Consider the following 24,344-nt stretch of genomic DNA (forward strand, 5'->3'; position numbering starts at 1 on the left):
CTGGTTCGCGAGCAAGCTCGCTCCTACAAACAGCCCGCACAGGCAGTACCACCGGAATAGCCGCCACGAAAAAAACGCCCCTTGGGGCGTTTTTTCATTGGGCCGCTGAAGTGGAATCGGCTGCCCGCCAGATCAGGTCGTCAGTCTGATAACCCCGCGCGTGCGCCAGCTCCAGCATCTTGTCCCGCGTCGCATCCGGCACCACTGGCTTGCGCGAGAGCAGCCAGAGATACTCGCGGTTGGGGTTGCCCACCAGCGCCGTTTGGTAATCGTCGTCGACGTAGAGCACCCAGTAATCGCCCTTGGCGATACCGGGGAAAATCTTCGAGAAGGTGTTATCGAAGCGCACCCAGAGCTTGTCGGTTCGCCCCGGAACCTGCGCCTCGGCGCGACCCGTAGCCTGGTCCCATTCACCGTCCCTGGTCAGGCATCGGTTGGTTACGGCGAGGCTGGCGTCGTCCTGCAGGCGGTAGTGCGCTTCGGATTGGGTGCACTGCCGCTGGAAGAACATCGGCTTGCGCGCCAGCTCGTACCAAGTTCCCTCATAGCGCCTGAGATCGACCTGTACAGTCTGCGGCGGCTGCATGGAGCCCGCGCAACCGCTCAGAACAACGAGGCAGGCCAGCCAGGTGATGGATCGACGCATTCACTCCTCCTCGGCTGCCTGCCCTGCCTGGGCGATTACTTCAGGCCCTGGGCGGAGAACAGCAGCACCTTGTCACCGGCGTACTGGATGCTGATGAATGCCTTCTCATCACCCCAGGTGCAACTGGATACGCCCAGCGCGCCGGAGCATTCGGTCGGCTTGCCGAGCAGGCTCTCGACCTCGGCCTTGGTCATGCCGGTTTTGATCTTGGAATAGTTTTCCTGGTTGATCTTGCTGCAAGCGGCCAGGACGACACAGAACGCGACGAGCGCAAGGCGGCGGAAGGACATCGACAACTCCATTGTTTGAGGGACATGCCAACAAGCTTGGCACAGGGCGGCCGAATCGGCCGCCCTGTTGGAGTCAGAAACGCGAGCCGGGTTCCGTGAGGAACTGCGTTTCCTCGGCGCTGCACGGACGCCCGAGGATGGCGTTGCGGTGGGGGAAGCGACCGAAGCGGGCGATCACCGCCTGATGCTTGCGCGCATAGGCTAGGTAGCCGGCGAACAGGACCTTCTCGCTGTCGCTGGCTTCGGCCTGCAGCGCTTCGTACAGACGCACCGCCTCGTCCTGGCTGGCCAGGTCTTCGGCGTGCTCCAGCACGATGTAGACGAACACCCGCTCGATGCGCGGCAGCTGGCGGTCGAAACCGGCTTCCAGACCCTGGCGCACCAGTTGCTGGGCGCGGGCGTCACCGGCATAGGCGCGCGGGCTGTCGCGAAAGATCATGCGCGGCAACTGGTCCAGCAGCAGGATCAGCGCCAGCCAACCCTGCGGTGTCTCGGCCCAGTCCTCCAGGCCGCCGTCCAGGGCCTGGCGCACCAGGCCGCCGAAACGGTTCTCGGAGTCCACGTCCTGGCAGGCGCTCTTGCCGAACCACAGCGCATTGCGCTGGGCGGCCACCTCATTGGCATCCAGCGAGCTGCCGAACCACCAGTCCAGCAGTGCCTGCCAGTGCGACTCTGCGGCCATCAGCCTTCCTTGTGGTAGGCAGTGGCGCGCTCGACTTCTTCCTTGGAACCCAGGAACACCGCGACACGCTGGTGCAGGTTTTCCGGCTGGATCTCGAGGATGCGCTGGTAACCGTTGGTGGCGGCGCCGCCGGCCTGCTCGATGATGAAGGACATCGGGTTGGCTTCGTACATCAGGCGCAGCTTGCCGGGCTTCTCCGGCTCACGGGAGTCGCGCGGGTACATGAACACGCCGCCGCGGGTCAGGATGCGGTGCACGTCGGCCACCATGGAGGCGATCCAGCGCATGTTGTAGTTCTTGCCCAGCGGGCCTTCCTTGCCGGCCAGCAGTTCGCTGACGTAGCGCTTCACCGGGGCTTCCCAGTGACGCTCGTTGGACATGTTGATGGCGAACTCGGCGGTGCTGGTGGGAACGGTGATGTTCTCGTGGGTCAACACGAAGCTGCCCAGCTCGCGGTCCAGGGTGAAGCCCTTCACGCCGTTGCCCAGGGTCAGGATCAGCATGGTCTGCGGGCCGTAGATGGCGTAGCCGGCGGCGACCTGGGTGGTGCCCGGCTGGAGGAAGGCTTCTTCGCGCAGGCTGTCGTTCTGGCTCAGGTACTCATGGGGGCAGCGCAGCACGGAGAAGATGGTGCCGACCGAGACGTTGACGTCGATGTTGGAGGAGCCGTCCAGCGGATCGAAGACCAGCAGGTAGGCGCCTTTGGGGTACTTGCCGGGGATCTGGTAGGGATGGTCCATCTCCTCGGAGGCCATACCGGCCAGGTTACCTGCCCACTCGTTGGCTTCCAGCAGGATTTCGTTGGACATCACGTCCAGCTTCTTCTGCACTTCGCCCTGCACGTTCTCGGTGCCCATGCTGCCCAGCACGCCACCGAGAGCGCCCTTGGACACGGCATGGCTGATTTCCTTGCAGGCGCGCGCCACCACCTCGACGAGGAAGCGCAGGTCGGCCGGGGTGTTGTGACTGCGGGTCTGCTCGATCAGATAGCGGCTCAGGGTAACGCGGGACATGAAAGGCTCCAGGGGAGAAGGGGAAAAATCAGGGCGCATTCTAGCGTGGAATCGGGCGCGTTGCCTCCTGCACGGTGGCCGCGCCGATTGCTTGGAACCCGCCAGCCACGGGCAGTTCCCCGGCCCGAAGCGCGGCTGCGGCCTTCAGCCGCGTCCCAGCTCGCCGTTGAGCGAGGCCTGGACGATCTCGACCCAGTAACCATCGGGGTCGGCGATGAAAGCGACGTTCTTCATGCCGCGCTCCAGCGGCTTGACGAACGGTACGCCCAACGCCTCGAAGCGCGCACAGGCGGCGCGGATGTCCGGCACCGAGAAACAGATATGGCCGAAGCCGCGCGGCTCGCTGTTGCCGTTGTGGTACTGGCTGTCATCGGACTCGGTGCCCCAGTTGTGGGTCAGTTCCAGCACCGACTCGCGGCCGAATGTGTAGCGCTGGCGCTCGCCGGTGTTCTCCGGCACGTCATGTCCCTTGGTGTGAGCAAGGAAGTACAGGGAGAAGCGGCCTTCCTCGAAGTCCAGCCGGCGCAGCAGGCGCATGCCCAGCACGCGGGTGTAGAAGTCCAGCGACGGCTCCGGGTTCTTCACCCGCAGCATGGTGTGGTTGAACACGTAGTCCTGGGTGACGGCTTCCGGCTCGGCACAGACGCCGGGCTGCAGTTCGGTGGTGAAGGTCATGGCGGGTCCTCGAATAACGGACCGGCAGTCTAGCGACACGAGGATTTGGCGGGGTAACCGCGGGGTATTACGGGCGAGGGAGGCCCGGCGCGCGCCGGACTCCCTGCCCTCTCGACTCGTCAGAAATCCAGACTCAAAGCCAGGTTCACGCCCTGTGCCAGGTCATCGCTGCTGTGGTGCGCGCTATAGCCTCCACGCAGCGACAGCTCCGGCGTCAGCTTCTGCGAGAAGCCCAGCGACAAGCGCTGCATGTGGCTCTGCGGGGTGTAGCCCTCCAGGCTGAAGTCGTTGGCCGGCAGGCTGGTGAAGTTCATCCCGACGTTCTGGGTGTCATCGGCGTATTCGCGCTCCACCGCCACCTCGCCGAACAACTGGGTCTCGGCGGAGAGGTCGAGCTTGCCCTGCAAGCCGACGCCAAGACGCCGGGAGTAGCGATCCTGCTCGTCGAAGGCCAGCGAGGTGGAGTTGCCGCCATCCTCTTCGTAGCTGTCCACCTTCACCCGCGCCCAGTCGGCGCTGACGAAGGGCGACAGGTGCCAGTTCTCGCCGCCCTGGGCGATGTCGTAGCCGAGGCGGCCGCTGAAGGCCAGCAGGCTGCCGTTGGTGTCCCCCTTCTCCTCGACGGTGCGGTCAACGAGGGCGAACTTGCGGTTGGCCTCGTCGTAGTCGAGGTAGCCGCCGGTCACCGCGGCGTCGGCCCACCAGCGGTTCTGCTGGTACTGCGCGAACAGGCTGCCCAGGTAACTGTTGAGCTTGTAGTCGGAGTCCTCGGCACCCGCCTCCAGCTTCTGCCGGTAGAAGCCGGCGGCGGCGCCGATGCGCCAGGCGTCGTCCAGGCGGTAGCTGCCGCCCAGGGTCAGGTTGTAGCCGAAACCATCGCCACTGGCGGCGCTGTCCTGGTCGTCGTAGTCCAGGTGCTGGCCACCCCCGGAGATGAAGCCGCGCCACTGACCTGTGGCCTGCCAGTTCTCCCAGTCAGCCAGCCATTGGCTGTGCAGCGTGTCCTGGAAGCCGTTGTAGGTACCCAGCGCCATCTCCGGCAGCATGGTGGCCTCCCAGGGCGCGGCCAGTACTGAATAGGCGTAGTCGGCAATCAGGCGTTGGCCGGCGATGGTCGGGTGCACGCCGTCGTTGAAGATCAGCTTGGTCGGATCGGGGGTTGCGCTGTGGCGGCCGTAGAGCGGGTTTTCCGGGCAATTGTTGCCGCTGAAGCAGGTACCCACCAGGTTGGTACCGGTAGCCAGGCCGTAGGCACCCGGGTCGGCCAGGACTTCCTTGAGCAACCCCGGGATGTTCAGCGGGATGACATTGGCGTCGGACGCGGCGAGCTGGTTGACCAGCTCCTCGTTGAAGATGCCGGACAGCTGAGTGCCGAAGGACTGCAACGGAGTACCGTTGGTGGCCGGGGCCAGACCGAGATCGGGCAGCAGCCAGACCATGATGTAGCGCGCGCCGGCGTTGTGCAGCGCGTCAACACTGTCCACCAAGCGCCCGGCCGCCGCGCGCGCGGTGGGGTCGTTGGTGATACGCAGCTGGAGGAAGTCGTTGCCGCCACCAGTGAGGTAGTAGAGCGCGTTCGGGTCCGCCCGGCGCCCAACCAGGTAGCCGTCGCGGGTGCGGGTATTGCCCCCGGCGCTGACCACCGAGCCACCCGGCGCGGTGATGGAGTCGTAGATCTGGTCGGTGCGGTAGCCGCCCACCGCCCAGTTGTTGCCGTCCTGGGTGCCGCCGACCAGCGAGGTCGAGGGGTTGAGGTCGGACGAGGAGACGCCCAGCTTGCCGCCGAGGATCATCGGCGCGGTCGGCCCGAAGGCTTCGCCGTGGCCTTCCAGATAGCTCGGGCCGGTGCGGTTGGTGAAGCGCGTGGAGGCGCCTGCCGGGCCGCCGGCGTCGGGGAACTGACCCGAATCGCTGAGGCTGTCGCCAAACACCACCATGGTCGAATAGGGGGAAGGGGCTGCCGAGGCCTGCGAGGCAATCGCCAATACGCAGGCAGCCGCCAACGGGGTGAGCGCCTGTCTGATCATCCTGCTACTCCGTGCTTGTTTTTATTGGGCTGACAGAACGCCCTCACAGTAGCAGAGTTTTCCCAGGCGACACCCCTATCTCGCGGCTATCTCCGTGAACCTTGCTCAGTTTTGCGGGCGACTGCTACGCAACAGGCTCAGCGCCATCACCCCGAGCAGGCCGACGCCGGCCAGCAGCACGGCCCACAGGCCGTAGCGCTTCCAGCGGCCATCCGCCTTGGGTTGCACGCCCGGCGCCTCGACCACCGGGGTCTGCAGGTTGCCTTTGAGATGGGCCTCGCCCAGGGTGGACAAGCGCTTGGGCTCGAAGCCCGGCACCAGGGTGGACAGCGGCAGGCTGCCATCAGTGGCCGATGGGCTGCCGACCGCCAGTTGATAAGGCTCGCCACCGCGGGCGAGGAAAACGACTTCGGTGGCGCGCACGCCAATGCTCAGGTTCGCCGTCGAGCCGCCCAGGCCACCGCCCCGGGTATCCGGTTGCAGGCGCAATTGGCTGACCGCGCCCCCCGGCAGTTCCAGTTCCTCCTGGGTGATCTCGCCGCTCTCCCCCGGCAAGCGATACAGCACGCCACGCGCCAGCGGCGTCCACTGCACATTGCCGTCGTGGCGACCGGAGACCACCACCGGCGCCAGGGTATTGGCCTGTTCCAGCGGTATCCGTACCCGCTCCACCGGCAGCGCCAGCGGCAGGCTCCAGCTGAATTCGCCGTTGGCATCGGCCTTGGCCGCCAGCGGTACCGACCACAGCATGGGGATCGGCCCGCTGCTGTTGCGGCTGCCGCTCAGGGTGGCGCCGCTCAGCTGCGCAGCCTGCTCCGGCGACGCCCACCACAAGCGCAGGTAGCGCGCCGTTTCGCCGGGCAAGGCAATGTCGTTCTGTTCGATACGCTGGCCGTTGAAGTCCAGCCGCGCCAGCTGCCCTTCGCCGAGGGAACGCCAGTGCTCCAGGTCGTCGCTGGCCTCGATGCGCAGACGCTGGAAGCCATCGGTCGCGGCCGTCCAGTCCAGTTGCAGGCGGTCCAGCGGCAGGTCACCGCTGCCGGTTTCCAGCAGCCAGCCGCGCAGGACTGGTTGCGTGTCCTGAGCCGGCACGTTCGGGGTGATTTCCAGAATGGTACCCGTGGTGCTGCGCACGACTTTCACGCTGTCGGCGGCGGCGCTGCCGCTCTGCCCGCGCAGCGGGAAGATGCGCGCCTGCACCTCGCTGCGCACGCGGCTCTCGCTGGCGGCGCTGGTACGCAGGCTGTAGGGCAGCGCCTCACCTTCGGCGTTGAAGATACGCACATCGCGCAGGTCGCCATGGCGCGCTGCGAACAGCACCTCGATGGGCAGCTGGACGCGGTACCACGGGCCATTGCCGGACGTTTCCAGCGGCACACGCTGGGCAAAATCGGCCGGCGTCGGCGCGGCGCCGGCTGCGCCGCAGAACCCTGCTGCGGCGAGCAGGACGAGAGCTTTGAGCTTCATGCGGAAGGTTGCTCCTGTTGCGGTTGCTCGTCGGGCGCGGGCCGGCGCGGCGGCAGCGGCGCGAAGTAGCCGACGATCAGCATCAGCACGCCGACGCCGATGAAGGAAATGATGCGTTCCAGGCTGCCGCCGCTGGCGCGGTCGACCAGGAACAGCTTGACCACCACGACTACCAGCAGCGCCGCGCCGACCAACCAGAAATCGCGGCGACCACGCAGGTGCCCGGCGATCATCAGACCCAGCGCGATCAGCGCCCAGACGATGGACAGGCCTGCCTGCACCAGCATCGACTCGCGCAGGGCGAAGGCCTCGAACGGCACGCCGCCCCAGTGATGCGCGGTACGGCACACCGCCATGGTCAGCAGTGCGAACAGCGAGGCGCCCAGCACGGCTTGCACCGGCAGACGCAGCCTCGCTTCGGCGATCCCGAGTTGCGGCAGGCCCAGGCGCGTCCACTGGAACACCGCCGCCAGCACGATCAACATGCCCAGCTCCAGCGGGTTGAGCAGCGGCAGGTAAGGCAGCGGCTCCGCCGAACCGTCGCTGAACAGGTTAACCAGCCAGAACCAGCCCAGCAGCGCCACTGCTACCGGCACGGCGACAATCGCCCGGTATTCGCGCTCGAAGGCCGCCACCGGCCACGGCAGGCGCCGCACGCCGCCCATCAGGATCAGGTAGCAGCTCGGCACCAGCGCCCAGCCCAGCCAGCGCCAGGCGTTGTAGTGCTCGGCCAGGGCGAAGAACAGGTAACGCAGCTCCAGCGCCGCCACCGCGAGGATCAACCAGCAACCCAGCACGTGGGCCGCCCGCGCCGCCACGCGTGGCAGCAGCGCATCCAGCCGGCGCAGCGCGAAGAAATGCACCGCGAACAGCGCCAGCCAACCGAGCCAGCCCAGCTGCGCCAACGGGTGGTATTCCAGGTTCCAGGCACTGGCCAGCGCCACCACGCCCAGCGGCGACAGCGCCAGGCACAGCAACGCCAGCGCACGCCATTGATCGCGGCGCGCCAGCAGCGACCAGAGCGCCACGCTGACGGCGGCCACCAGCAGCGCCACGTGCTCGCGCATCGGCGCCGGCACGAAGCGGGCGATCTCCCACAGCGCGGTCAGCGCCCACCAGCCGGCGCCCCAGATCAACAGCAATTGCGACAGTTGCTCCAGGCCCAGCCCGCCCAGCGCCAGACGACGCTCGTGCGCGCTGGCCCGATGCAGGCGCCAGGCACCGACCAGCGCCGCCAGCGCCAGTACCGCCGGAGTCCAGAAGCCCATGTGCGCCAGCGGCTTCAGCCCCTCGCTGGGCAGGTCGCCGAACAGCGCCGGGCCACCGAGCAGGAAGGCTCCGGCACCGATCACCTGCAGCACCAGGCCGAAGACGAAGGCCGCGCGCTGCTGCAGTTGCAGGCTCAGCCAGAGGATCAGCAGGCCGCTGCCGGCCCAGACGGCGGCCGCCGTGCGCCACGGCAGCACGAACAGCACGGCGAGGTTGATGAAGGCCAGCCCCAGCAGCAGGACGACGCTCAGACCGAGCATCAGCCGGCGGTCGTCGCGCACCAGGGAATCCCGCGCGGCGATCAGCATGGCGGCAATCAGCGCAAGGCCGATCAACGAGGCGGTCACCAGTCCGCGCCAACCGGAGCCGAGCACGCCGCTCCCCGCCTCGGCTCCGCGCAGATGCAGGAGGAAGATCGCACCGCCCAGCAGTTGCACCGCGAAGGCGCAGGCCAGGAAGGTACGCGAACGCAGGCGCAGGCCGGCGAACAACGTCGCCAGCCCCGCCACCGCCCAGATCATCGCGGTGCCGTCGGCCCCCAGGCACAGCGGCGCGATCAGGTAGAGGAAGCCCAGGCCGAAGGTCGCCAGCAGCGGGCGGACGTTCGGCTCCCAGCTGCGCAGCGTCTGCGTATTGGCATTGCGCAGGTTCCAGAAGCTGAACAGCAGCGCCACACCGAGCATCAGTGCGCCCAGCGGCGCGCCCTCCAGCAGGTGCAGCGACAGAGGATCGGAACGCAGGTCGGCGAGGAACGCCAGCGCCGCGCCGATCTGCAACAGCAGCGCGAAGATACGCGCCAGCGGCCGCTGCTGACGCAGGCCGAGCCAGTAGATACCGGCGCCCTCCACCGCCCAGGCGGCGGAGGTCCAGCGTGCGTCCAGGCCCAGCGGAATGGCCAGGGTGCCGAACACCACACCCAGCGCCAGGCAGGTCTCCACCAGCAGCAATGCGCGGCCGGCGGTGCGCCCGGCCAGCAGGCGCGCCAGGATCATGTAGAACAGCCCCAGCGCCAGGGCACTGAATGCCGCGCCGAACTCCAGGTGCTGGATGACGCCGTATTGCAGGCCGAAGCCCACCAGCGGCGTGCCGAACAGCACGGTGCCATCGACATAGTCGGTCTGCCGCGCCGACCAGCGCAGCAAGGCGTCACGGGAGTCATCCTCCGGCGCCCCGGCGGCTTCGCGCAGGCGGCGGCGGGCGAACAGCAGGCCGATGGCGACATAGGTGAGGAAGAACAGGACCAGGAACGGCTCGGTGGTGGCGAACAGCTCGGGCTTGTAGGAGCGCAGCCCCCAGGCCAGGCCGATGCCGAAGGTACCGAAGAAGCCGATCAGGTTGAGCATGCGCCAGGCCTTGAACCAGGCGATGGCGAAGATGCCGGCGTTGAGCAGGGCGAAATAGCTGAACAGGGCGACGTGATTGCCGCCCCCGCTGGATGCCAGGATCGGCGCGGCGAAGCCGCCCAGCGCGGCAGCGGCGGCGAGGCCGAGGGCGTCCTGGAGGATGGCCAGGATCGCCGAGAACAGGGTGACCGCCACCAGCAACGCGAAGCCGGCCTGCGGGTCGATCAGTACCTCGCCGTGGTTCATGGCCGGGTACAGCTTGATACCGGCGAACACCGTCAGGTACAGCACGGCGACGCCGGTGCCCTGCAGGACCAGCGCGTAGGCCGGGCGCCGTTGACGCAGCCACCAGCCAAGGCCGAGCAGCGCCAGTGCCGCGAAAGCAGTGCCGATATAAGGGCCCTGGGGCGGCATGGTCATGCCTTCGGTGGCGTAACGCAGCAGGAAGGCCAGGCCGAGGAACAGCAGGACCACGCCGACGCGCAGCACGGTGTTGCCACCCAACAGCCAGTCGCGGGCAGCGCCGAAAGCCCGATCGAACAAGGACGGCGCCGGCGGCTTGGGCGGTGACGGCGGCACGGAGGGAGCGGCCTGGGGCCGGGGCGCCTCGGCGCGCGCCTGGGATTGGCTCGGGGAAGGCTGAGACGTTTCCAGCGGTTCGAGGGCCAGCTCGGACCATTCGATGGCCGGCTCGGCGGGAGCGGCGGCAGCGGGCGCCGGCGACGGCTCGGCGGCAGGCAGCTCGATATCCCATTCCAGCTCCGGCGCAGAGGTTTCGGCAACGGGCTGCACCGTTTCGGCTGCCGGCGCGGGTTCCACTGGAGCCTCGGGCTTCTCGGGAGTGACGAATTCGACGCTGGACAACGGCGTCTGCTCAGCGCGGCGCTCGACCTGCAGCAGCCGTTCATACAGCGCCTGGGTACCCTGCTCGAAGCGCTCGCCAAAGGCTTTCAGCTCGCGACGCAGGCCGGCGTTCTCCTGCCTCAGCCCCTGCAACGCGACGGCTTGCCCCAGGGCGAGGCCGGCGACCGCACCCAGTACAGCGCCGATGATCGACTCACCCGCAGCGGCGCCGATGACCAGACCGACCAGCATGAAAATCCATTGCATGCTTTCAAATCCTTGAAGTTCTGTACGAATCCATCCCGAGCCGGACGGCGATGTCCGGGAGGCTGAGTATATCGGTCCGAGTCCGTGACCGGTCTGCTACACACTCACAGCCTTGAACATTCAGACGTCGCGACACTGCCTTGCGGCCACGCGAAGGCGGTGGCTTTTCGTTGGACCGAGGGGCGCTGGGCCCCTGTTCACGCACAAAGCCCCGCGGCGGAGTCGGTTCGCGAGCAAGCTCGCTCCTACAAGGAGCGGCGGCGGTCGGGCCCGAATGCCGGGCAAAAAAAAGCCGGGCATAAGCCCGGCTCTTTCGTGTTGCTGGTCGATTTAGACCTTGCTGCGCTCGTAGCGCTTGCGGTCGTTCTCGTTCAGCATCTTCTTGCGCAGACGGATGGACTTCGGAGTCACTTCCACCAGCTCGTCGTCGTCGATGAATTCCAGGGCCTGTTCCAGGGTGAATTTCAGCGCCGGGGTCAGCTGGATGGTCTCGTCCTTGCCCGAAGCGCGCATGTTGTCGAGCTTCTTGGCCTTGGTGGGGTTAATCACCAGGTCGTTGTCGCGGCTGTGGATGCCAGCCAACTGGCCTTCGTAGACTTCGTCGCCCGGGGACAAGAACAGCTTGCCGCGGTCCTGCAGGGTTTCCAGGGAGTAGGTCAGCGCGGTGCCGGTGGCCATGGAGACCAGCACGCCGTTCAGGCGGTGAGCAACGTCGCCGGCCTTGATCGGACCGTAGTGGTCGAAGGTGGAGGTCAGGATGCCGGTGCCCGAGGTCATGGTCAGGAAGGCGTTACGGAAGCCGATCAGGCCGCGAGCCGGGATCACGTATTCCAGGCGGATACGGCCCTTGCCGTCGGGGATCATGTTGGTCATATCGCCCTTGCGCAGACCCATCTGCTCCATCACCGGACCCTGGTGCTGTTCCTCGATGTCGATGGTGACGTTCTCGTAAGGCTCCTGCTTCTCGCCGTCGGCCTTCTCGATGATCACCACTTCCGGGCGGCCCACGGCCAGCTCGAAGCCTTCACGGCGCATGGTTTCGATCAGAACCGACAGGTGCAGCTCGCCACGGCCGGAGACCTTGAACTTCTCCGGGGAGTCGCCTTGCTCGACGCGCAGGGCCACGTTGTGCAGCAGCTCCTTGTCCAGACGCTCCTTGATGTTGCGGCTGGTGACGAACTTGCCTTCGCGGCCGGCGAACGGCGAGTCGTTGACCTGGAAGGTCATGCTCACGGTCGGCTGGTCGACGGTCAGCGGCGGGCGGGCTTCGACGTTCTGCGGATCGCACAGGGTGTCGGAGATGAACAGCTCGTCCATACCCGATACGCAGACGATGTCACCGGCTTCGGCTTCGGCGACTTCAACGCGCTGCAGACCGGAGTGACCCATGATCTTCAGGATGCGGCCGTTGCGCTTGGTGCCGTCGTCGCTGATGGCGACCACCGGGGTGTTGGTCTTGACCTTGCCGCGGGCGATACGGCCGATGCCGATCACGCCGAGGAAGCTGTTGTAGTCCAGCTGGGAGATCTGCATCTGGAACGGGCCGTCGACGTCGACCTGGGGAACCGGAACGTGGTCGATGATCGCCTGGAACAGCGCGTCCATGTTGTCGTCCATCTTCTCGTGGTCGAGGCCGGCGATGCCGTTCAGGGCGCTGGCGTAGACGATCGGGAAGTCCAGTTGCTCGTCGGTGGCGCCCAGGTTGTCGAACAGGTCGAAGATCTGGTCGATGACCCAGTCAGGACGCGCGCCCGGACGGTCGATCTTGTTCACCACCACGATCGGACGCAGGCCGGCCTTGAAGGCCTTCTGGGTCACGAAGCGGGTCTGCGGCATGGGGCCGTCCTGGGCGTCGACCACCAGCAGTACGGAGTCCACCATGGACATCACGCGCTCTACCTCGCCACCGAAGTCGGCGTGGCCGGGGGTGTCCACGATGTTGATGTTGTAGTCATTCCATTTGATGGCGGTGTTCTTCGCCAGAATGGTAATGCCACGCTCTTTTTCCTGGTCGTTGGAGTCCATCACGCGCTCGTTTTCCGCTTCTTTGCGGTCGAGGGTGCCGGACAGCTTCAGCAGCTTGTCAACGAGGGTGGTCTTGCCATGGTCGACGTGGGCGATGATGGCGATATTGCGCAGTTTTTCGATCACAGTGTCAGTCTCGATAGTGAATCTTCGGCTGCCTCTCTGGCAGCGGGGCCGGGCCGTGGCGCGGCGGTGCAAAAGGTCAGGGCGTGAGCCTACGCACCGAATGTGTCGGGTGGTCGATGGCGGATGCTGCCGCCGAACAGTCCGGGCTGGCGGCGTTGGTCCGCGCCTTTATTGCGGACGGTAAACACGCACATTGGTGTGCCCTTCGTTGACCAGATGGTGGGCATGCAGGCGACTCATCACGCCCTTGTCGCAGTACAGGAGGTACTGGCGGTTGGGGTCCAGTTCCTTGAACTTGCTGTTGATGGCATAGAACGGCATGGCCAGGACTTCGATGCCTTCGAGCGCCAGCGGTTCATCTTCCTGGGCATCCGGGTGGCGGATGTCCACCACGATCTGGCCGGGCAGCACCTCGTCGACCATTTCCACCGGCAGGTCCTTGCCCAGCTCGTCGATCACGCGGTCGACGGTCATCTGGGTGGAGCGCTCCAGGGCGCGGTCGAGCACGGCCATGTCGAACTTGGTTTCTTCGTGGTCGACGCGGTAGGGCTTGGCCTGGGTGGTCGGGTTCACCGAGATCACGCCGCAGTACTCAGGCATGTGCTTGGCGAACTCGGCGGTGCCGATCTTCGTCGCGGTGTCGATGATGTCCTGCTTGTGGCTGACGATCAGCGGACGCAGCACCAGGGTGTCAGTCACCCGGTCGATCACCGAGAGGTTCGGCAGGGTCTGGCTGGACACCTGGGAAATCGCCTCGCCGGTCACCAGCGCGTCCAGCTCCAGGCGCTCGGCCACCCGGCTGGCGGCGCGCAGCATCATGCGCTTGAGGGTCACGCCCATGTAGCTGTCGTCGACCTTGGTGAGAATCTCGCCGACCACTTCCTCGAAGGGCACGCTGACGAACAGCACGCGCTGGGAACGGCCGAACTTCTCCCATAGATAGTGTGCAACTTCCATCACGCCCAGTTCATGGGCACGGCCACCGAGATTGAAGAACACGAAGTGGCTGATCATGCCGCGGCGCATCATCTGGTAGGCCGCCACGGTGGAGTCGAAGCCACCGGACATCAGCACCAGCACCTGCTCCAGCGCGCCCAGCGGGTAGCCGCCTAGGCCCTCGTGCTGGGCGTGGATCACGTACAGGCGGTCATAGCGGATTTCCACCCGCACCTGCACTTCCGGGTTCTTCAGCGAGACGCCCGCCGCGCCGCACTGCTGGCGCAGGCCGCCACCGACGTAGCGCTCGACGTCGATGGAGGTGAACGGATGCTTGCCGGCGCGCTTGCAGCGCATGGAGAAGATCTTGCCCGGCAGCTTGTCGGCGAAGTGCAGCTTGCACTTCTCCAGGATGTCGTCGAAGTCGCCCAGCGGGTACTCGTGCACTTCCAGGAAGTGGCCGATGCCCGGCGTGCAGGTCAGGCGCTCGATCATCTCGCGCAGGACCTTCGGGTCGGTGACCTGGGTCTCGACGTCCAGGTTGTCCCACTCGCCTTCCACCCGCAGCTCGGGGTCGAGGTCGCGGAGCACCGTGCGAATGTTCTTCGCCAGCTGGCGGATGAAGCGCTTGCGCACCGGCCGGCTCTTGATGGTGATTTCCTGGAAGACCTTGACGATGAGTTTCATGCGGACCGGGCGATTGCCATGGGACAGAAAAAAAGGGGCAAGATTATATCCGAAATTGCTCAAGACTTGAGCAGAATTCGGAGACTTTCTTTTAGGTGCACCAAAATGGACGGACGCACCATGATGAAGCACTAAAACGGTGCACAATTACCCTGCAATTCCCGGTTACGTTAGCCAAAGCCCCGGAAATCAGCGCTTCTGCACGATTGCGGGCACTGGCACGCAACTTGCTCTCTTGTGAGGCAGGTTGCCCTGGCGGACTATCCGGCCGGCATCACCCGATACTGGGGCACAGAAAGCTCCCAGCTCTAATCCCTCCTGGAGGACAGCATGTCGTACAAGTCGCAACAACTGATCAAAGATCATGACGTGAAGTGGGTAGACCTGCGCTTCACCGACACCAAAGGCAAGCAGCAACACGTCACCATGCCGGCTCGCGACGCGCTGGACGATGACTTCTTCGAAGCCGGCAAGATGTTCGACGGCTCCTCCATCGAAGGCTGGAAAGGCATCGAAGCCTCCGACATGATCCTGCTGCCGGACGACAGCACCGCCGTGCTCGACCCGTTCACCGAAGAGCCGACCCTGATCATCGTCTGCGACATCATCGAGCCGAGCACCATGCAAGGCTACGAGCGCGACCCGCGCAACATCGCCAAGCGCGCCGAGGAATACCTGAAGTCCACCGGTATCGGCGACACCGTATTCGTAGGTCCGGAGCCGGAGTTCTTCATCTTCGACGAAGTGAAGTTCAAGTCCGACATCTCCGGCTCGATGTTCAAGATCTTCTCCGAGCAGGCCTCCTGGAACACCGACGCCGACATCGAGTCGGGCAACAAGGGCCACCGTCCGGGCGTGAAAGGCGGCTACTTCCCGGTACCGCCGGTCGACCACGACCACGAAATCCGTACCGCCATGTGTAACGCCATGGAAGAGATGGGCCTGGTCATCGAGGTTCACCACCACGAAGTGGCGACTGCCGGCCAGAACGAAATCGGCGTGAAGTTCAACACCCTGGTTGCCAAGGCTGACGAAGTTCAGACCCTGAAGTACTGCATCCACAACGTGGCCGATGCCTACGGCAAGACCGTGACCTTCATGCCGAAGCCGCTGTACGGCGACAACGGCTCGGGCATGCACGTTCACATGTCCATCTCCAAGGATGGCAAGAACACCTTCGCTGGCGAAGGCTATGCCGGCCTGTCCGACACCGCCCTGTACTTCATCGGCGGCATCATCAAGCACGGCAAGGCCCTGAACGGCTTCACCAACCCGGCCACCAACTCCTACAAGCGTCTGGTTCCGGGCTTCGAAGCACCGGTCATGCTGGCCTACTCGGCCCGCAACCGCTCCGCCTCGATCCGTATTCCGTACGTATCCAGCCCGAAAGCCCGCCGTATCGAAGCGCGCTTCCCGGACCCGGCTGCCAACCCCTACCTGTGCTTCGCCGCTCTGCTGATGGCCGGCCTGGACGGCATCCAGAACAAGATTCACCCCGGCGATGCCGCCGACAAGAACCTGTACGACCTGCCGCCGGAAGAGGCGAAGGAAATCCCGCAGGTTTGCGGCAGCCTGAAAGAGGCGCTGGAAGAACTCGACAAGGGCCGTGCGTTCCTGACCAAGGGCGGCGTGTTCACCGACGAGTTCATCGATGCCTACATCGAGCTGAAGTCGGAAGAAGAAATCAAGGTGCGCACCTTCGTGCACCCGCTGGAATACGACCTGTACTACAGCGTCTGATCCACGAGTACCTATAAATAGCGTCAGTATTAAGGCCTCCTTCGGGAGGCCTTTTTTATGGGCGGATAAAACAGCGGCTCCAGGGAAACACCAGGGCCGTGCCTGCGAACGAACTCTCCGACCGGGTCCTACCCTACGCCATACAAGCAAGCACCACGGAGCGTAGGGCATATAACGTTCGACGTTATACGCCGTCTGACCTTGGCCCCAGACCACTCCGGGGCTGGCCACGGCTCCGACGACAGGGCGCGGTGAATCGGCGTACAACCGCGAACGGCTGTACGCCCTACGGATACCTCAGATCCCGCCGTCCGCCGGCGCGCCACGCCCGTCGTCATCGTCGCGCTGCGAAGTGCGCATCCGTGAAAGCTGCACGTTCAGGCGCGGCATCGCCAGCTCCAGGCCCGCCTTGTCCAGCTTCTGGCGCAGGCGCAGGTTGAAGGCGCGCTGCACTTCCCACTGTCGGATCGGCGCGGTCTTCAGGCGGAAGCGGAGGATCGCCTGGCCGTTGTCGAAGCTCTCCACACCCTGCATCTCCAGCGCCGACCACATGGCGCGGCTGATGGTGCGGTCGCCGCGCAGGTCGCGGGTCACCTCATGGACCAGTGTCACCGCATCGTCGATCGGCATGCTGGCGGGCACCGGCCAGCGGAACATCGCGTAGCCGAACTCCCGCGAGTAGTTCTTGATGCTCTTGATCTCGCTGAACGGGATGGTATGCACCACGCCGTCCAGGTCGCGCAAGCGCACGGTGCGGATGGTCAGGCCCTCGACGGTGCCGAGGTGGCCGCCGACATCCACGTAATCGTCGATGGACAGCGAGTCCTCGATGATGATGAATAGGCCGGTGATCAGGTCCGCCACCAGCGACTGCGCGCCGAAACCGATGGCCAGGCCAATGACGCCCGCGCCTGCCAGCAGCGGGGTGACGTTCATGCCCATGTTGGCCAGCGCGACGATCAGCGCAATCACCGCAATGGTCACGAAGAGCACGTTGCGGATCAGCGGCAGCATGGTCAGCGCGCGGGTGTTGCTGCGGTTCTTGCCGCCCAGGCCAAGGCTGTGCTGGACCGCTGTGTCGGCAAGAATCCACACCAGCCAGGCCACCAGCAGGGTGGTGCCGAAGCTGATCAGCTTGAGGCTGATCTCCGAGCCGTCGCCTTCGGTGAAGGCGATCAGCGACATGCCCCAGACGCGCAGGCCGATCTCCAGGAACACCAGCAGGTTGGCGATGTGCAGCAAGGTGTAGGCGAAATTCTGCAACTGCTCGACATAGGGCGCGCTGCGGCGGCTGCCATGGCGCGAGGAGCGCAGGTGGGCGCGACGGATCAGGCCGTTGACGGTCATCGCCACCACCGCGATCAGGGCGCACAACAACGCGCGGCGCAGGGCATAGGTACTGTCGCCGGCGGTGACCACGGTGGCGAACAGGGAAATCCCCACCAGCACCAGTACCGGCAGGAACCACAGCGAACCCACCAACTCGACCAGCTCGTGCAGGCCTCGGCGCTTGAGGCGGCGTTCCAGTGGCTGATTGCGGATCAGGTGGGCGATCGGCCGGCGGAACTGCAGGACGAACAGCGCGGTGAACAACGCCGCGAAGATGTTCGCCAGCGAGCCGACGCACAGCGCCGTGCTCGGACCGAGGCTGTCGGTGACGCGCGGGTCGTGCATCACCTCGCCCAGCGACGCCAGGCTGCCGATCAGCCACAAGGGGCGGAAGGCGCGCCGCCGCAGGATATCCAGCGCACGCATGCGGTGCGGGCCGCTGAGCAGCGACAGGGAAATCACGCACAGCGCGGAGAACAGCGTGCCGCACACCAACACATAGGCCATCACCATAGCCAGCAGCTTGCCCAGGGAGCTGGGCAGCACCACCGACAGGTAGAGGGTGATCAGGAACGCCACCAGCCAGGGGCCGAGCTTGCGCAGGGCGAACAGCAGCAGGTCGCGGGTCTTGGGATGCTGCGGAAGTTCGTTGGCCAGGCCGAAGCGCTCCTGCATGCGCCGCGCCACCCAGCGCAGCCCCACGGCCACGCAGGCCCAGAGCAAGGTCACCAGGAAGAAGTCGAAGAGCATCCCCGACCATTCCTGCCAGGATGGGATGCGGGTCTCCAACTCGTCGCGGGCCTGGGCGAACAGTGAACTCCAGCGCAGCACCGGGCTGTTGGCGCCTTCGAACTGCTTCTCCAGGCTGCCCAAGGTGTCGCCGATCAGGCCCAGTACGCCGCCCTGCTCGTCCGCGCTCTTCTTGCTCACATCGCGCAACTGCTTGAGCTTCTTCAGCAGGTCGGCCCGCTGCTGGTCGTTCTCCAGCGTCTTGATGACCTGGTCCAGCGACTGCTGCAACTGCGCATCGCTAACCTTGTCGCCGCCCCCCGCCACATTCGCCAGGGGCCCCGGCAACGCCGCCAGCGCGGGCCCTGCGAGCAGGCCGAGACTCAGGCAGCACAGCAGCAGGCACTGGCGGAAACAGGAACGGAACAGGTCGGTCACGGGCACACCCCAAGGCAAATAAAGGAACGCTCGCCGGCATCATACAGAGGACTCAGCCCGGCAATGGACTACCGAGCCATATGAAAAGGTCCGTCGGCGAGCGGCAGCGCACACTCTGAGCTGCCATGCTGAATCACAATAGGCAACTTGCCAGCCGTCGTCGGCAGTGCAAGGCTTGGCATGACCATCCGGAGATCGCCCATGCGCCTGATCCTCACCGCCCTGCTGCTCGCCGCCGCGTTGCCAGCCAGTGCGCAGATCTACAAGTACACCGATGCCAGCGGCAAGACGGTGTTCACCAACCAGCCGCCGAGCAATGTCGACGCGCAGCCGGTGCAGTTACCCCCGACCAACACCGTGGCCCCGCAGGCGCCGGTGAACACCGACAGCGGGAACGGCGCCGCCGAGGCCCAGAGCGCCTACACCATCCTGGCGCTGAGCAACCTGCCCAACGACGAAGCCCTGCGCGTCAACAACGGCACCTTCGTCGTCGAGGTGGTGGTGCAGCCGGCGCTGGCCATGGACCACCAGCTGCAACTGCTGCTCGACGGCCAGCCGTACGGCGCTCCGACCCAAGCCACCAGCATCACCATGCAGAACATCGACCGCGGCGAACACACCCTCGCCGTCGAGGTCGTGCAAGGCAGCCGGGTGATCCAGACCAGCGCGACGGCAAGCTTCACCCTGCAGCGCATCAGCACCAACAGCCCGCAACGGCCCCAGGTGGCTCCCAGGACGGGCGGCTGAACATGCGTCATCGGGTGACTCTCGTGCTGTCGGCCCTGCTGTCGGCGCTGGCCTGCTTCGCCGCCAACGCCGAGGTCTACACCTACATCGACAAGGACGGGAACCGCGTCTTCACCGACCAGCCGCAACGCGGCAACGCGCAGAAGCTGCAGCTCGCACCGCCCAACGCCATGCCGAACCAGCCCGGCGTACGCATGCCACCACCGCTCTACGCACCGGCCACGCCGGCACTGCCACCGGGCCCGCCCGCCTATCAGCTGCTGCGCATCCTCGTGCCGGAACCCGATACCACCATTCGCGCCAACGACGGCGCGCTGATCGTTTCCGCCACCAGCGACCCAGCCCTGCTGCCCGGTCATCTGTACCGCCTGCTGCTCGATGGCAAGCCAGTTGGCGAGCCCGGCCGCAGCCCGGTATTCCCGCTGCACAACGTCGACCGCGGCACGCACCAGCTGTCGGTGGAGATCATCGATACACTGGGTCGCACCATCGAACAGACGCCCAACCAGCCCTTCCACATGTTCCGCGTTTCGGTGGCCGAATCATCTGCCCTGGACGCCACCCAACCGCTCAGCGCCGCCAACCACTGACGGCGGCGTGCGCCCCGGCACAAATGCACCATATCGGTGCATTGGCCTGCACCACTTTCTATACTCTCCCCATTTCAGGTCACTCCCGCTGGCCGGATTGACTGTCCACGCCGCGCCAACCAGCGTCAGGCCGCGAAATACGCGGCCTTTCAGGGTCTGGTTTGTTTCTTGCATTTTCCCGCACAGTCTTGGGACATCTCTTACGCCATGCCTACAGAAACCCAGCTCCGCCTGTTGCTCGACAACCTCACCACGGCGGTCATCCTGCTCAATGCCGAGCTGCGCCTGGAGTACATGAACCCGGCGGCGGAAATGCTCCTGGCGGTCAGCGGGCAACGCAGCCACGGCCAGTTCATCAGCGAGCTGTTCACCGAGTCGCCCGAGGCGCTGAACTCGCTGCGCCAGGCGGTGGAAGAGGCGCACCCCTTCACCAAGCGTGAAGCGACGCTGACCTCGCTGACCGGCCAGAGCATCACCGTGGACTACGCAGTGACGCCGATCCTCAATCGCCGCGAGACCCTGCTGCTGCTGGAGGTCCACCCGCGCGACCGACTGATGCGGATCACCAAGGAAGAGGCGCAACTGTCCAAGCAGGAAACCACCAAGCTGCTGGTGCGCGGCCTGGCCCACGAGATCAAGAACCCGCTCGGAGGCATTCGCGGCGCGGCGCAGCTGCTCTCCCGCGAGCTGCCGGACGAGTCGCTCAAGGACTACACCAACGTCATCATCGAAGAGGCCGACCGTCTGCGGAACCTGGTGGACCGCATGCTCGGCTCGAACAAGCTGCCGCAGCTCTCGGTCACCAACATCCATGAAGTGCTGGAGCGCGTCTGCAGCCTGGTGGAGGCCGAGACCCAGGGCAGCATCCCGCTGGTGCGCGACTACGACCCGAGCATCCCCGACCTGCTGCTCGACCGCGAGCAGATGATCCAGGCGGTGCTCAACATCGTGCGCAACGCCATGCAGGCGATCGCCTCGCAGAACGAACTCAAGCTGGGCCGCATCACCCTGCGTACCCGCACCCTGCGCCAGTTCACCATCGGCCACACCCGCCATCGCCTGGTGTGCAAGGTGGAGATCATCGACAACGGCCCGGGCATCCCGGCCGAACTGCAGGACACCATCTTCTATCCCATGGTCAGCGGCCGTGCCGAAGGCACCGGCCTGGGCCTGGCCATCACCCAGAACATCATCAGCCAGCACCAGGGCTTGATCGAATGCGAGAGCCACCCCGGCCACACCGTGTTCAGTCTGTTCCTGCCCCTGGAACAAGGAGTCCATTGACCATGAGCCGATCTGAGACCGTCTGGATCGTCGACGACGACCGCTCCATCCGCTGGGTGCTGGAAAAAGCCCTGCAGCAGGAGGGCATGACCACCGTCAGCTTCGACAGCGCCGACAGCGTGATGAGCCGCCTCGGCCGCCAGCAACCGGACGTGATCATCTCCGACATCCGCATGCCCGGCACCAGCGGCCTGGACCTGCTGGCGCAGATCCGCGAGCTACACCCGCGCCTGCCGGTGATCATCATGACCGCCCATTCGGACCTGGACAGCGCGGTGGCGTCCTACCAGGGCGGCGCCTTCGAGTACCTGCCCAAGCCGTTCGACGTCGACGAGGCCGTCTCCCTGGTCAAGCGCGCCAACCAGCACGCCCAGGAGCAGCAAGGCCTGGAGGCACCGGCCAACCAGGCGCGAACCCCGGAGATCATCGGCGAGGCGCCGGCGATGCAGGAGGTGTTCCGCGCCATCGGCCGCCTCTCCCACTCCAACATCACCGTGCTGATCAACGGCGAATCGGGTACCGGTAAAGAACTGGTCGCCCACGCCCTGCACCGCCACAGCCCGCGCGCGGCCTCGCCGTTCATTGCGCTGAACATGGCGGCGATTCCGAAGGACCTGATGGAGTCCGAGCTGTTCGGCCACGAGAAGGGCGCCTTCACCGGCGCGGCCAACCAGCGGCGCGGCCGCTTCGAGCAGGCCGACGGCGGCACCCTGTTCCTCGATGAGATCGGCGACATGCCGGCCGACACCCAGACCCGCCTGCTGCGCGTGCTGGCGGACGGCGAGTTCTACCGCGTCGGCGGCCACACCCCGGTGAAGGTCGACGTGCGGATCATCGCCGCCACCCACCAGAACCTGGAAAACCTGGTGCGCGAAGGCAAGTTCCGTGAGGATCTGTTCCACCGCCTGAACGTCATCCGCATCCACATCCCGCGCCTGGCCGACCGCCGCGAGGACATCCCGGCGCTGGCCCGTCACTTCCTCGCCCGCGCCGCGCAGGAGCTGGCGGTGGAACCCAAGCTGCTCAAGCCGGAAACCGAGGACTACCTGCGGAACCTCGGCTGGCCGGGCAACGTGCGCCAACTGGAGAACACCTGCCGCTGGATCACCGTCATGGCGTCCGGCCGTGAAGTGCACATCGACGACCTGCCGCCCGAGTTGCTGACCCAGCCGCAGGACAACCTGCCCGCCGCCAACTGGGAACAGGCGCTACGGCATTGGGCCGACCAGGCATTGGGACGCGGCCAGTCCAGCCTGCTGGACACCGCCGTGCCGGCCTTCGAGCGGATCATGATCGAGACCGCCCTCAAGCACACCGCCGGCCGTCGCCGCGATGCCGCCGTGCTGCTGGGCTGGGGGCGCAACACCCTGACCCGCAAGATCAAGGAACTGGGCATGAAGATCGACGGCCCGGACGATGAGGGTGACGACTGAGGTGTTGTGATGACGAAGGGGCCGGAAGGCCCCTTTTTCATGCCCAGCCATTACCCGAAACGCGTTCTCCGCCGACGCCCCCTGTAGGAGCGAGCTTGCTCGCGAACGCCCCAACTTCCGTGCCGTCCGGTGATGCTGTTCGCGAGCAAGCTCGCTCCTACAAAGGCGGCTACCGAGCGACGGCCTGCTCCGTCACCTCCCCGCAGCATCTATCCCCAAAACCTGTGGATAACACTGTGAACGGAACGGGGAAGGAACGTGCTACAGCCCAGAGCACGCGCGGTCTGCGGGTTTGCGCGGTTTCTGTGCAGGAATTTCCGGTTTGCCCACAAGCGCTGTGCGCCCGGCTGTGGATAAGCTTGGGGCAAGCCGCTGTACTCCCCGCCCGGCGCGGCTTTGCGCGGATCGATCGAAAAACGCTCAGTCCATCGCAAAGCCGTGCTGACGCCAGGCCTCGTAGACGGTCACCGCCACGGTGTTGGACAGGTTCAGGCTGCGGCAGCCCGGACGCATCGGCAGGCGCACGCGCTGCTCCGGCGGCAGGGCTTCGCGCACCTCTTCCGGCAGGCCACGGCTTTCCGGACCGAACAGGAAGGCGTCACCGCGCTCGTAGGCCACCTCGTGGAACGGCTGCGAGCCCTTGGTGGTGAAGGCGAACAGGCGCGGATGACCGAGCTGTTCCAGGCACTCCTCCAGGGTCGCGTAGCGGCGCACGCTGGCGTATTCGTGATAATCCAGGCCGGCGCGGCGCAAGCGCTTGTCGTCCAGCTCGAAGCCCAGCGGCTCGATCAGGTGCAGGCTGCAGCCCGCATTGGCGCACAGCCTGATAATGTTGCCGGTGTTTGGGGGGATTTCCGGTTGAAAAAGGATCACGTGGAACATGCAGCGCTCCGAGCCTGAGAACGGCGGGCATTCTACTCCCGCGCAGGCGCAAATGCGGCCCAGGCCGTTGCTGAAGGTCTGGGTTTCGCTGTGCGTGCTGGGGCTGCTGGTGGGCCTGATGATCGGCCGCCTGGTGCATCCGCCGGTGGACGGGCCACCGCAGATCCTCGCCATAGAGCCGGCGGCAGACGGCCTGCTCGTTCGGCTGAATGCCCAGCCAGCGGTGCGCGCCGGCCAACTGGAGGGCGCCCTGGCCCTGCAGATCGATGCCCACGGCACTGCGCAGCAAGGCCAGCTGCGGCTCGGCGACGCGCCGGTGCGCTGGAAGCTGGAGCTGCAAGGACAAGGTGTGCTGCTGACGTTGCTGTCGACCCGACGACTGCAAGGCGCCTGGGACGGCGCCGAGGTGGAGGGCCAATGGCACCTGAACGTCAGGGTGCGGCCCGAATAAAAGCGGGGTTTTCCCGGCCTGCCTGGTCCGGGGCCCCGAAGCGGAGGGCAAGCCATCCACAAGGATGGCCGCCGGTATAAAAGGGGGGCTTACCCGGCCTGCCTGTACCAGGACCCCCAAACCGGTTGCGGCGGCCGCTGCTTCGAGCGGCGCACCCGCGAGGTGTAAAAGAGGGGTTCCCCAGCCTGCCTGTACCGAGGCCCCTGAAATCGCTGTTGTCAGGGGTATTGCAGAGGGCGTGCCAAGATCGCTCGCCGGACCTTTCGAGCGGACTCCCGCGCCTTCCTGAAATGGCTGAAAGCCTTGAAACCAGGGGCTTCCAGGATATCCGCATTTTTCCGAAACACACTGTGCCGGCGCCTGCGCCTGGCATTTCAGGGCGGTACCGCCGCGCCCGCCCCTGCGCCCTGCCAGTGCGCACGCAC

18 protein-coding genes are annotated in these 24,344 nt (G+C 65.8%); 6 read left to right on the top strand and 12 right to left on the bottom strand.

Annotated features, from left to right (window positions below; genetic code table 11):
* Positions 1-94 precede the first annotated feature (94 nt).
* The 10 genes from SD196_RS25225 to thiI form a co-directional block, all read right to left on the bottom strand.
* Complete coding sequence (locus SD196_RS25225) at positions 95-646, bottom strand: lipocalin family protein (RefSeq protein WP_275609040.1); 552 nt, start codon at positions 644-646, stop codon at positions 95-97.
* 35 nt (positions 647-681) lie between these two features.
* Entirely contained in the window at positions 682-936 is a 255-nt protein-coding gene (bamE, locus tag SD196_RS25230) for an outer membrane protein assembly factor BamE domain-containing protein (RefSeq protein ID WP_243804161.1), read from the bottom strand.
* A gap of 73 nt (positions 937-1,009) precedes the next feature.
* Complete coding sequence (locus SD196_RS25235) at positions 1,010-1,618, bottom strand: DUF924 family protein (protein WP_343578296.1); 609 nt, start codon at positions 1,616-1,618, stop codon at positions 1,010-1,012.
* On the bottom strand, positions 1,618-2,631 hold the full coding sequence (locus SD196_RS25240; protein WP_275609042.1) for a class 1 fructose-bisphosphatase: 1,014 nt from the start codon (positions 2,629-2,631) through the stop codon (positions 1,618-1,620). Before SD196_RS25240 ends, SD196_RS25235 begins: the two co-directional genes overlap by 1 nt.
* A gap of 144 nt (positions 2,632-2,775) precedes the next feature.
* The gene (gene gloA / locus SD196_RS25245) at positions 2,776-3,306 is read right to left on the bottom strand and encodes a lactoylglutathione lyase (RefSeq protein WP_343578297.1); all 531 of its coding nucleotides are present in this window, start codon (positions 3,304-3,306) and stop codon (positions 2,776-2,778) included.
* Between the two features lie 119 nt (positions 3,307-3,425).
* A complete protein-coding gene (gene estP, locus SD196_RS25250; protein WP_343578298.1) occupies positions 3,426-5,333 on the bottom strand; it encodes an esterase EstP in 1,908 nt (635 codons plus the stop codon).
* Between the two features lie 105 nt (positions 5,334-5,438).
* Positions 5,439-6,800, bottom strand: coding sequence for a DUF3999 domain-containing protein (locus SD196_RS25255; protein WP_416310801.1), 1,362 nt, complete (start codon positions 6,798-6,800; stop codon positions 5,439-5,441).
* Positions 6,797-10,522 carry a DUF2339 domain-containing protein gene (locus SD196_RS25260; protein WP_343578300.1) on the bottom strand — a complete coding sequence of 1,242 codons (3,726 nt, stop codon included), beginning with the start codon at positions 10,520-10,522 and terminating at the stop codon, positions 6,797-6,799. Before SD196_RS25260 ends, SD196_RS25255 begins: the two co-directional genes overlap by 4 nt.
* A gap of 330 nt (positions 10,523-10,852) precedes the next feature.
* A complete protein-coding gene (typA, locus tag SD196_RS25265) occupies positions 10,853-12,673 on the bottom strand; it encodes a translational GTPase TypA (protein WP_275609047.1) in 1,821 nt (606 codons plus the stop codon).
* 168 nt (positions 12,674-12,841) lie between these two features.
* Positions 12,842-14,296: a tRNA uracil 4-sulfurtransferase ThiI gene (gene thiI, locus SD196_RS25270; RefSeq protein WP_343578024.1), complete on the bottom strand. Its 1,455-nt coding sequence runs from the start codon at positions 14,294-14,296 to the stop codon at positions 12,842-12,844.
* A gap of 330 nt (positions 14,297-14,626) precedes the next feature.
* On the opposite strand from thiI, the gene glnA reads away from it, so the two are divergent.
* Positions 14,627-16,036: a glutamate--ammonia ligase gene (glnA, locus tag SD196_RS25275; RefSeq protein ID WP_207886279.1), complete on the top strand. Its 1,410-nt coding sequence runs from the start codon at positions 14,627-14,629 to the stop codon at positions 16,034-16,036.
* A gap of 297 nt (positions 16,037-16,333) precedes the next feature.
* Here glnA and SD196_RS25280 read toward each other — a convergent pair whose 3' ends face one another.
* Complete coding sequence (locus tag SD196_RS25280) at positions 16,334-18,538, bottom strand: mechanosensitive ion channel family protein (protein ID WP_370600215.1); 2,205 nt, start codon at positions 18,536-18,538, stop codon at positions 16,334-16,336.
* A gap of 195 nt (positions 18,539-18,733) precedes the next feature.
* Here SD196_RS25280 and SD196_RS25285 point away from each other — a divergent pair, with 195 nt between their 5' ends.
* The 4 genes from SD196_RS25285 to ntrC all read left to right on the top strand — a co-directional run bounded on the left by SD196_RS25285 (position 18,734) and on the right by ntrC (position 22,586).
* Entirely contained in the window at positions 18,734-19,279 is a 546-nt protein-coding gene (locus SD196_RS25285) for a DUF4124 domain-containing protein (RefSeq protein WP_343578025.1), read from the top strand.
* A gap of 2 nt (positions 19,280-19,281) precedes the next feature.
* The gene (locus SD196_RS25290) at positions 19,282-19,869 is read left to right on the top strand and encodes a DUF4124 domain-containing protein (RefSeq protein WP_343578026.1); all 588 of its coding nucleotides are present in this window, start codon (positions 19,282-19,284) and stop codon (positions 19,867-19,869) included.
* Positions 19,870-20,076: 207 nt separating this feature from the next.
* Positions 20,077-21,153 carry a nitrogen regulation protein NR(II) gene (gene glnL, locus SD196_RS25295; RefSeq protein WP_343578027.1) on the top strand — a complete coding sequence of 359 codons (1,077 nt, stop codon included), beginning with the start codon at positions 20,077-20,079 and terminating at the stop codon, positions 21,151-21,153.
* A 2-nt stretch (positions 21,154-21,155) separates the two neighbouring features.
* Positions 21,156-22,586, top strand: a complete 1,431-nt coding sequence (ntrC, locus tag SD196_RS25300) for a two-component system response regulator NtrC (protein ID WP_343578028.1) — start codon at positions 21,156-21,158, stop codon at positions 22,584-22,586.
* 420 nt (positions 22,587-23,006) lie between these two features.
* Here ntrC and trmL read toward each other — a convergent pair whose 3' ends face one another.
* Positions 23,007-23,468, bottom strand: coding sequence for a tRNA (uridine(34)/cytosine(34)/5-carboxymethylaminomethyluridine(34)-2'-O)-methyltransferase TrmL (gene trmL / locus SD196_RS25305; RefSeq protein WP_331319697.1), 462 nt, complete (start codon positions 23,466-23,468; stop codon positions 23,007-23,009).
* Here trmL and SD196_RS25310 point away from each other — a divergent pair.
* Complete coding sequence (locus SD196_RS25310; protein WP_275609054.1) at positions 23,467-23,919, top strand: hypothetical protein; 453 nt, start codon at positions 23,467-23,469, stop codon at positions 23,917-23,919. The two genes, trmL and SD196_RS25310, sit on opposite strands and share 2 nt — an antisense overlap.
* The last annotated feature ends 425 nt before the right edge of the window (positions 23,920-24,344 follow it).

This window comes from Pseudomonas macauensis (assembly GCF_047902425.1).
In the GTDB taxonomy this organism is placed as follows: domain Bacteria; phylum Pseudomonadota; class Gammaproteobacteria; order Pseudomonadales; family Pseudomonadaceae; genus Pseudomonas.

What these genes read in the sequence shown, in the direction of transcription:
- SD196_RS25225 (WP_275609040.1), bottom strand. Translation starts at nt 646, where the DNA reads ATGCGTCGATCCATCACCTGGCTGGCCTGCCTCGTTGTTCTGAGCGGT.
- bamE (WP_243804161.1), bottom strand. Translation starts at nt 936, where the DNA reads ATGTCCTTCCGCCGCCTTGCGCTCGTCGCGTTCTGTGTCGTCCTGGCC.
- SD196_RS25235 (WP_343578296.1), bottom strand. Translation starts at nt 1,618, where the DNA reads ATGGCCGCAGAGTCGCACTGGCAGGCACTGCTGGACTGGTGGTTCGGC.
- SD196_RS25240 (WP_275609042.1), bottom strand. Translation starts at nt 2,631, where the DNA reads ATGTCCCGCGTTACCCTGAGCCGCTATCTGATCGAGCAGACCCGCAGT.
- gloA (WP_343578297.1), bottom strand. Translation starts at nt 3,306, where the DNA reads ATGACCTTCACCACCGAACTGCAGCCCGGCGTCTGTGCCGAGCCGGAA.
- estP (WP_343578298.1), bottom strand. Translation starts at nt 5,333, where the DNA reads ATGATCAGACAGGCGCTCACCCCGTTGGCGGCTGCCTGCGTATTGGCG.
- SD196_RS25255 (WP_416310801.1), bottom strand. Translation starts at nt 6,800, where the DNA reads ATGAAGCTCAAAGCTCTCGTCCTGCTCGCCGCAGCAGGGTTCTGCGGC.
- SD196_RS25260 (WP_343578300.1), bottom strand. Translation starts at nt 10,522, where the DNA reads ATGCAATGGATTTTCATGCTGGTCGGTCTGGTCATCGGCGCCGCTGCG.
- thiI (WP_343578024.1), bottom strand. Translation starts at nt 14,296, where the DNA reads ATGAAACTCATCGTCAAGGTCTTCCAGGAAATCACCATCAAGAGCCGG.
- glnA (WP_207886279.1), top strand. Translation starts at nt 14,627, where the DNA reads ATGTCGTACAAGTCGCAACAACTGATCAAAGATCATGACGTGAAGTGG.
- SD196_RS25285 (WP_343578025.1), top strand. Translation starts at nt 18,734, where the DNA reads ATGCGCCTGATCCTCACCGCCCTGCTGCTCGCCGCCGCGTTGCCAGCC.
- SD196_RS25290 (WP_343578026.1), top strand. Translation starts at nt 19,282, where the DNA reads ATGCGTCATCGGGTGACTCTCGTGCTGTCGGCCCTGCTGTCGGCGCTG.
- glnL (WP_343578027.1), top strand. Translation starts at nt 20,077, where the DNA reads ATGCCTACAGAAACCCAGCTCCGCCTGTTGCTCGACAACCTCACCACG.
- ntrC (WP_343578028.1), top strand. Translation starts at nt 21,156, where the DNA reads ATGAGCCGATCTGAGACCGTCTGGATCGTCGACGACGACCGCTCCATC.
- SD196_RS25310 (WP_275609054.1), top strand. Translation starts at nt 23,467, where the DNA reads ATGCAGCGCTCCGAGCCTGAGAACGGCGGGCATTCTACTCCCGCGCAG.
- trmL (WP_331319697.1), bottom strand. Translation starts at nt 23,468, where the DNA reads ATGTTCCACGTGATCCTTTTTCAACCGGAAATCCCCCCAAACACCGGC.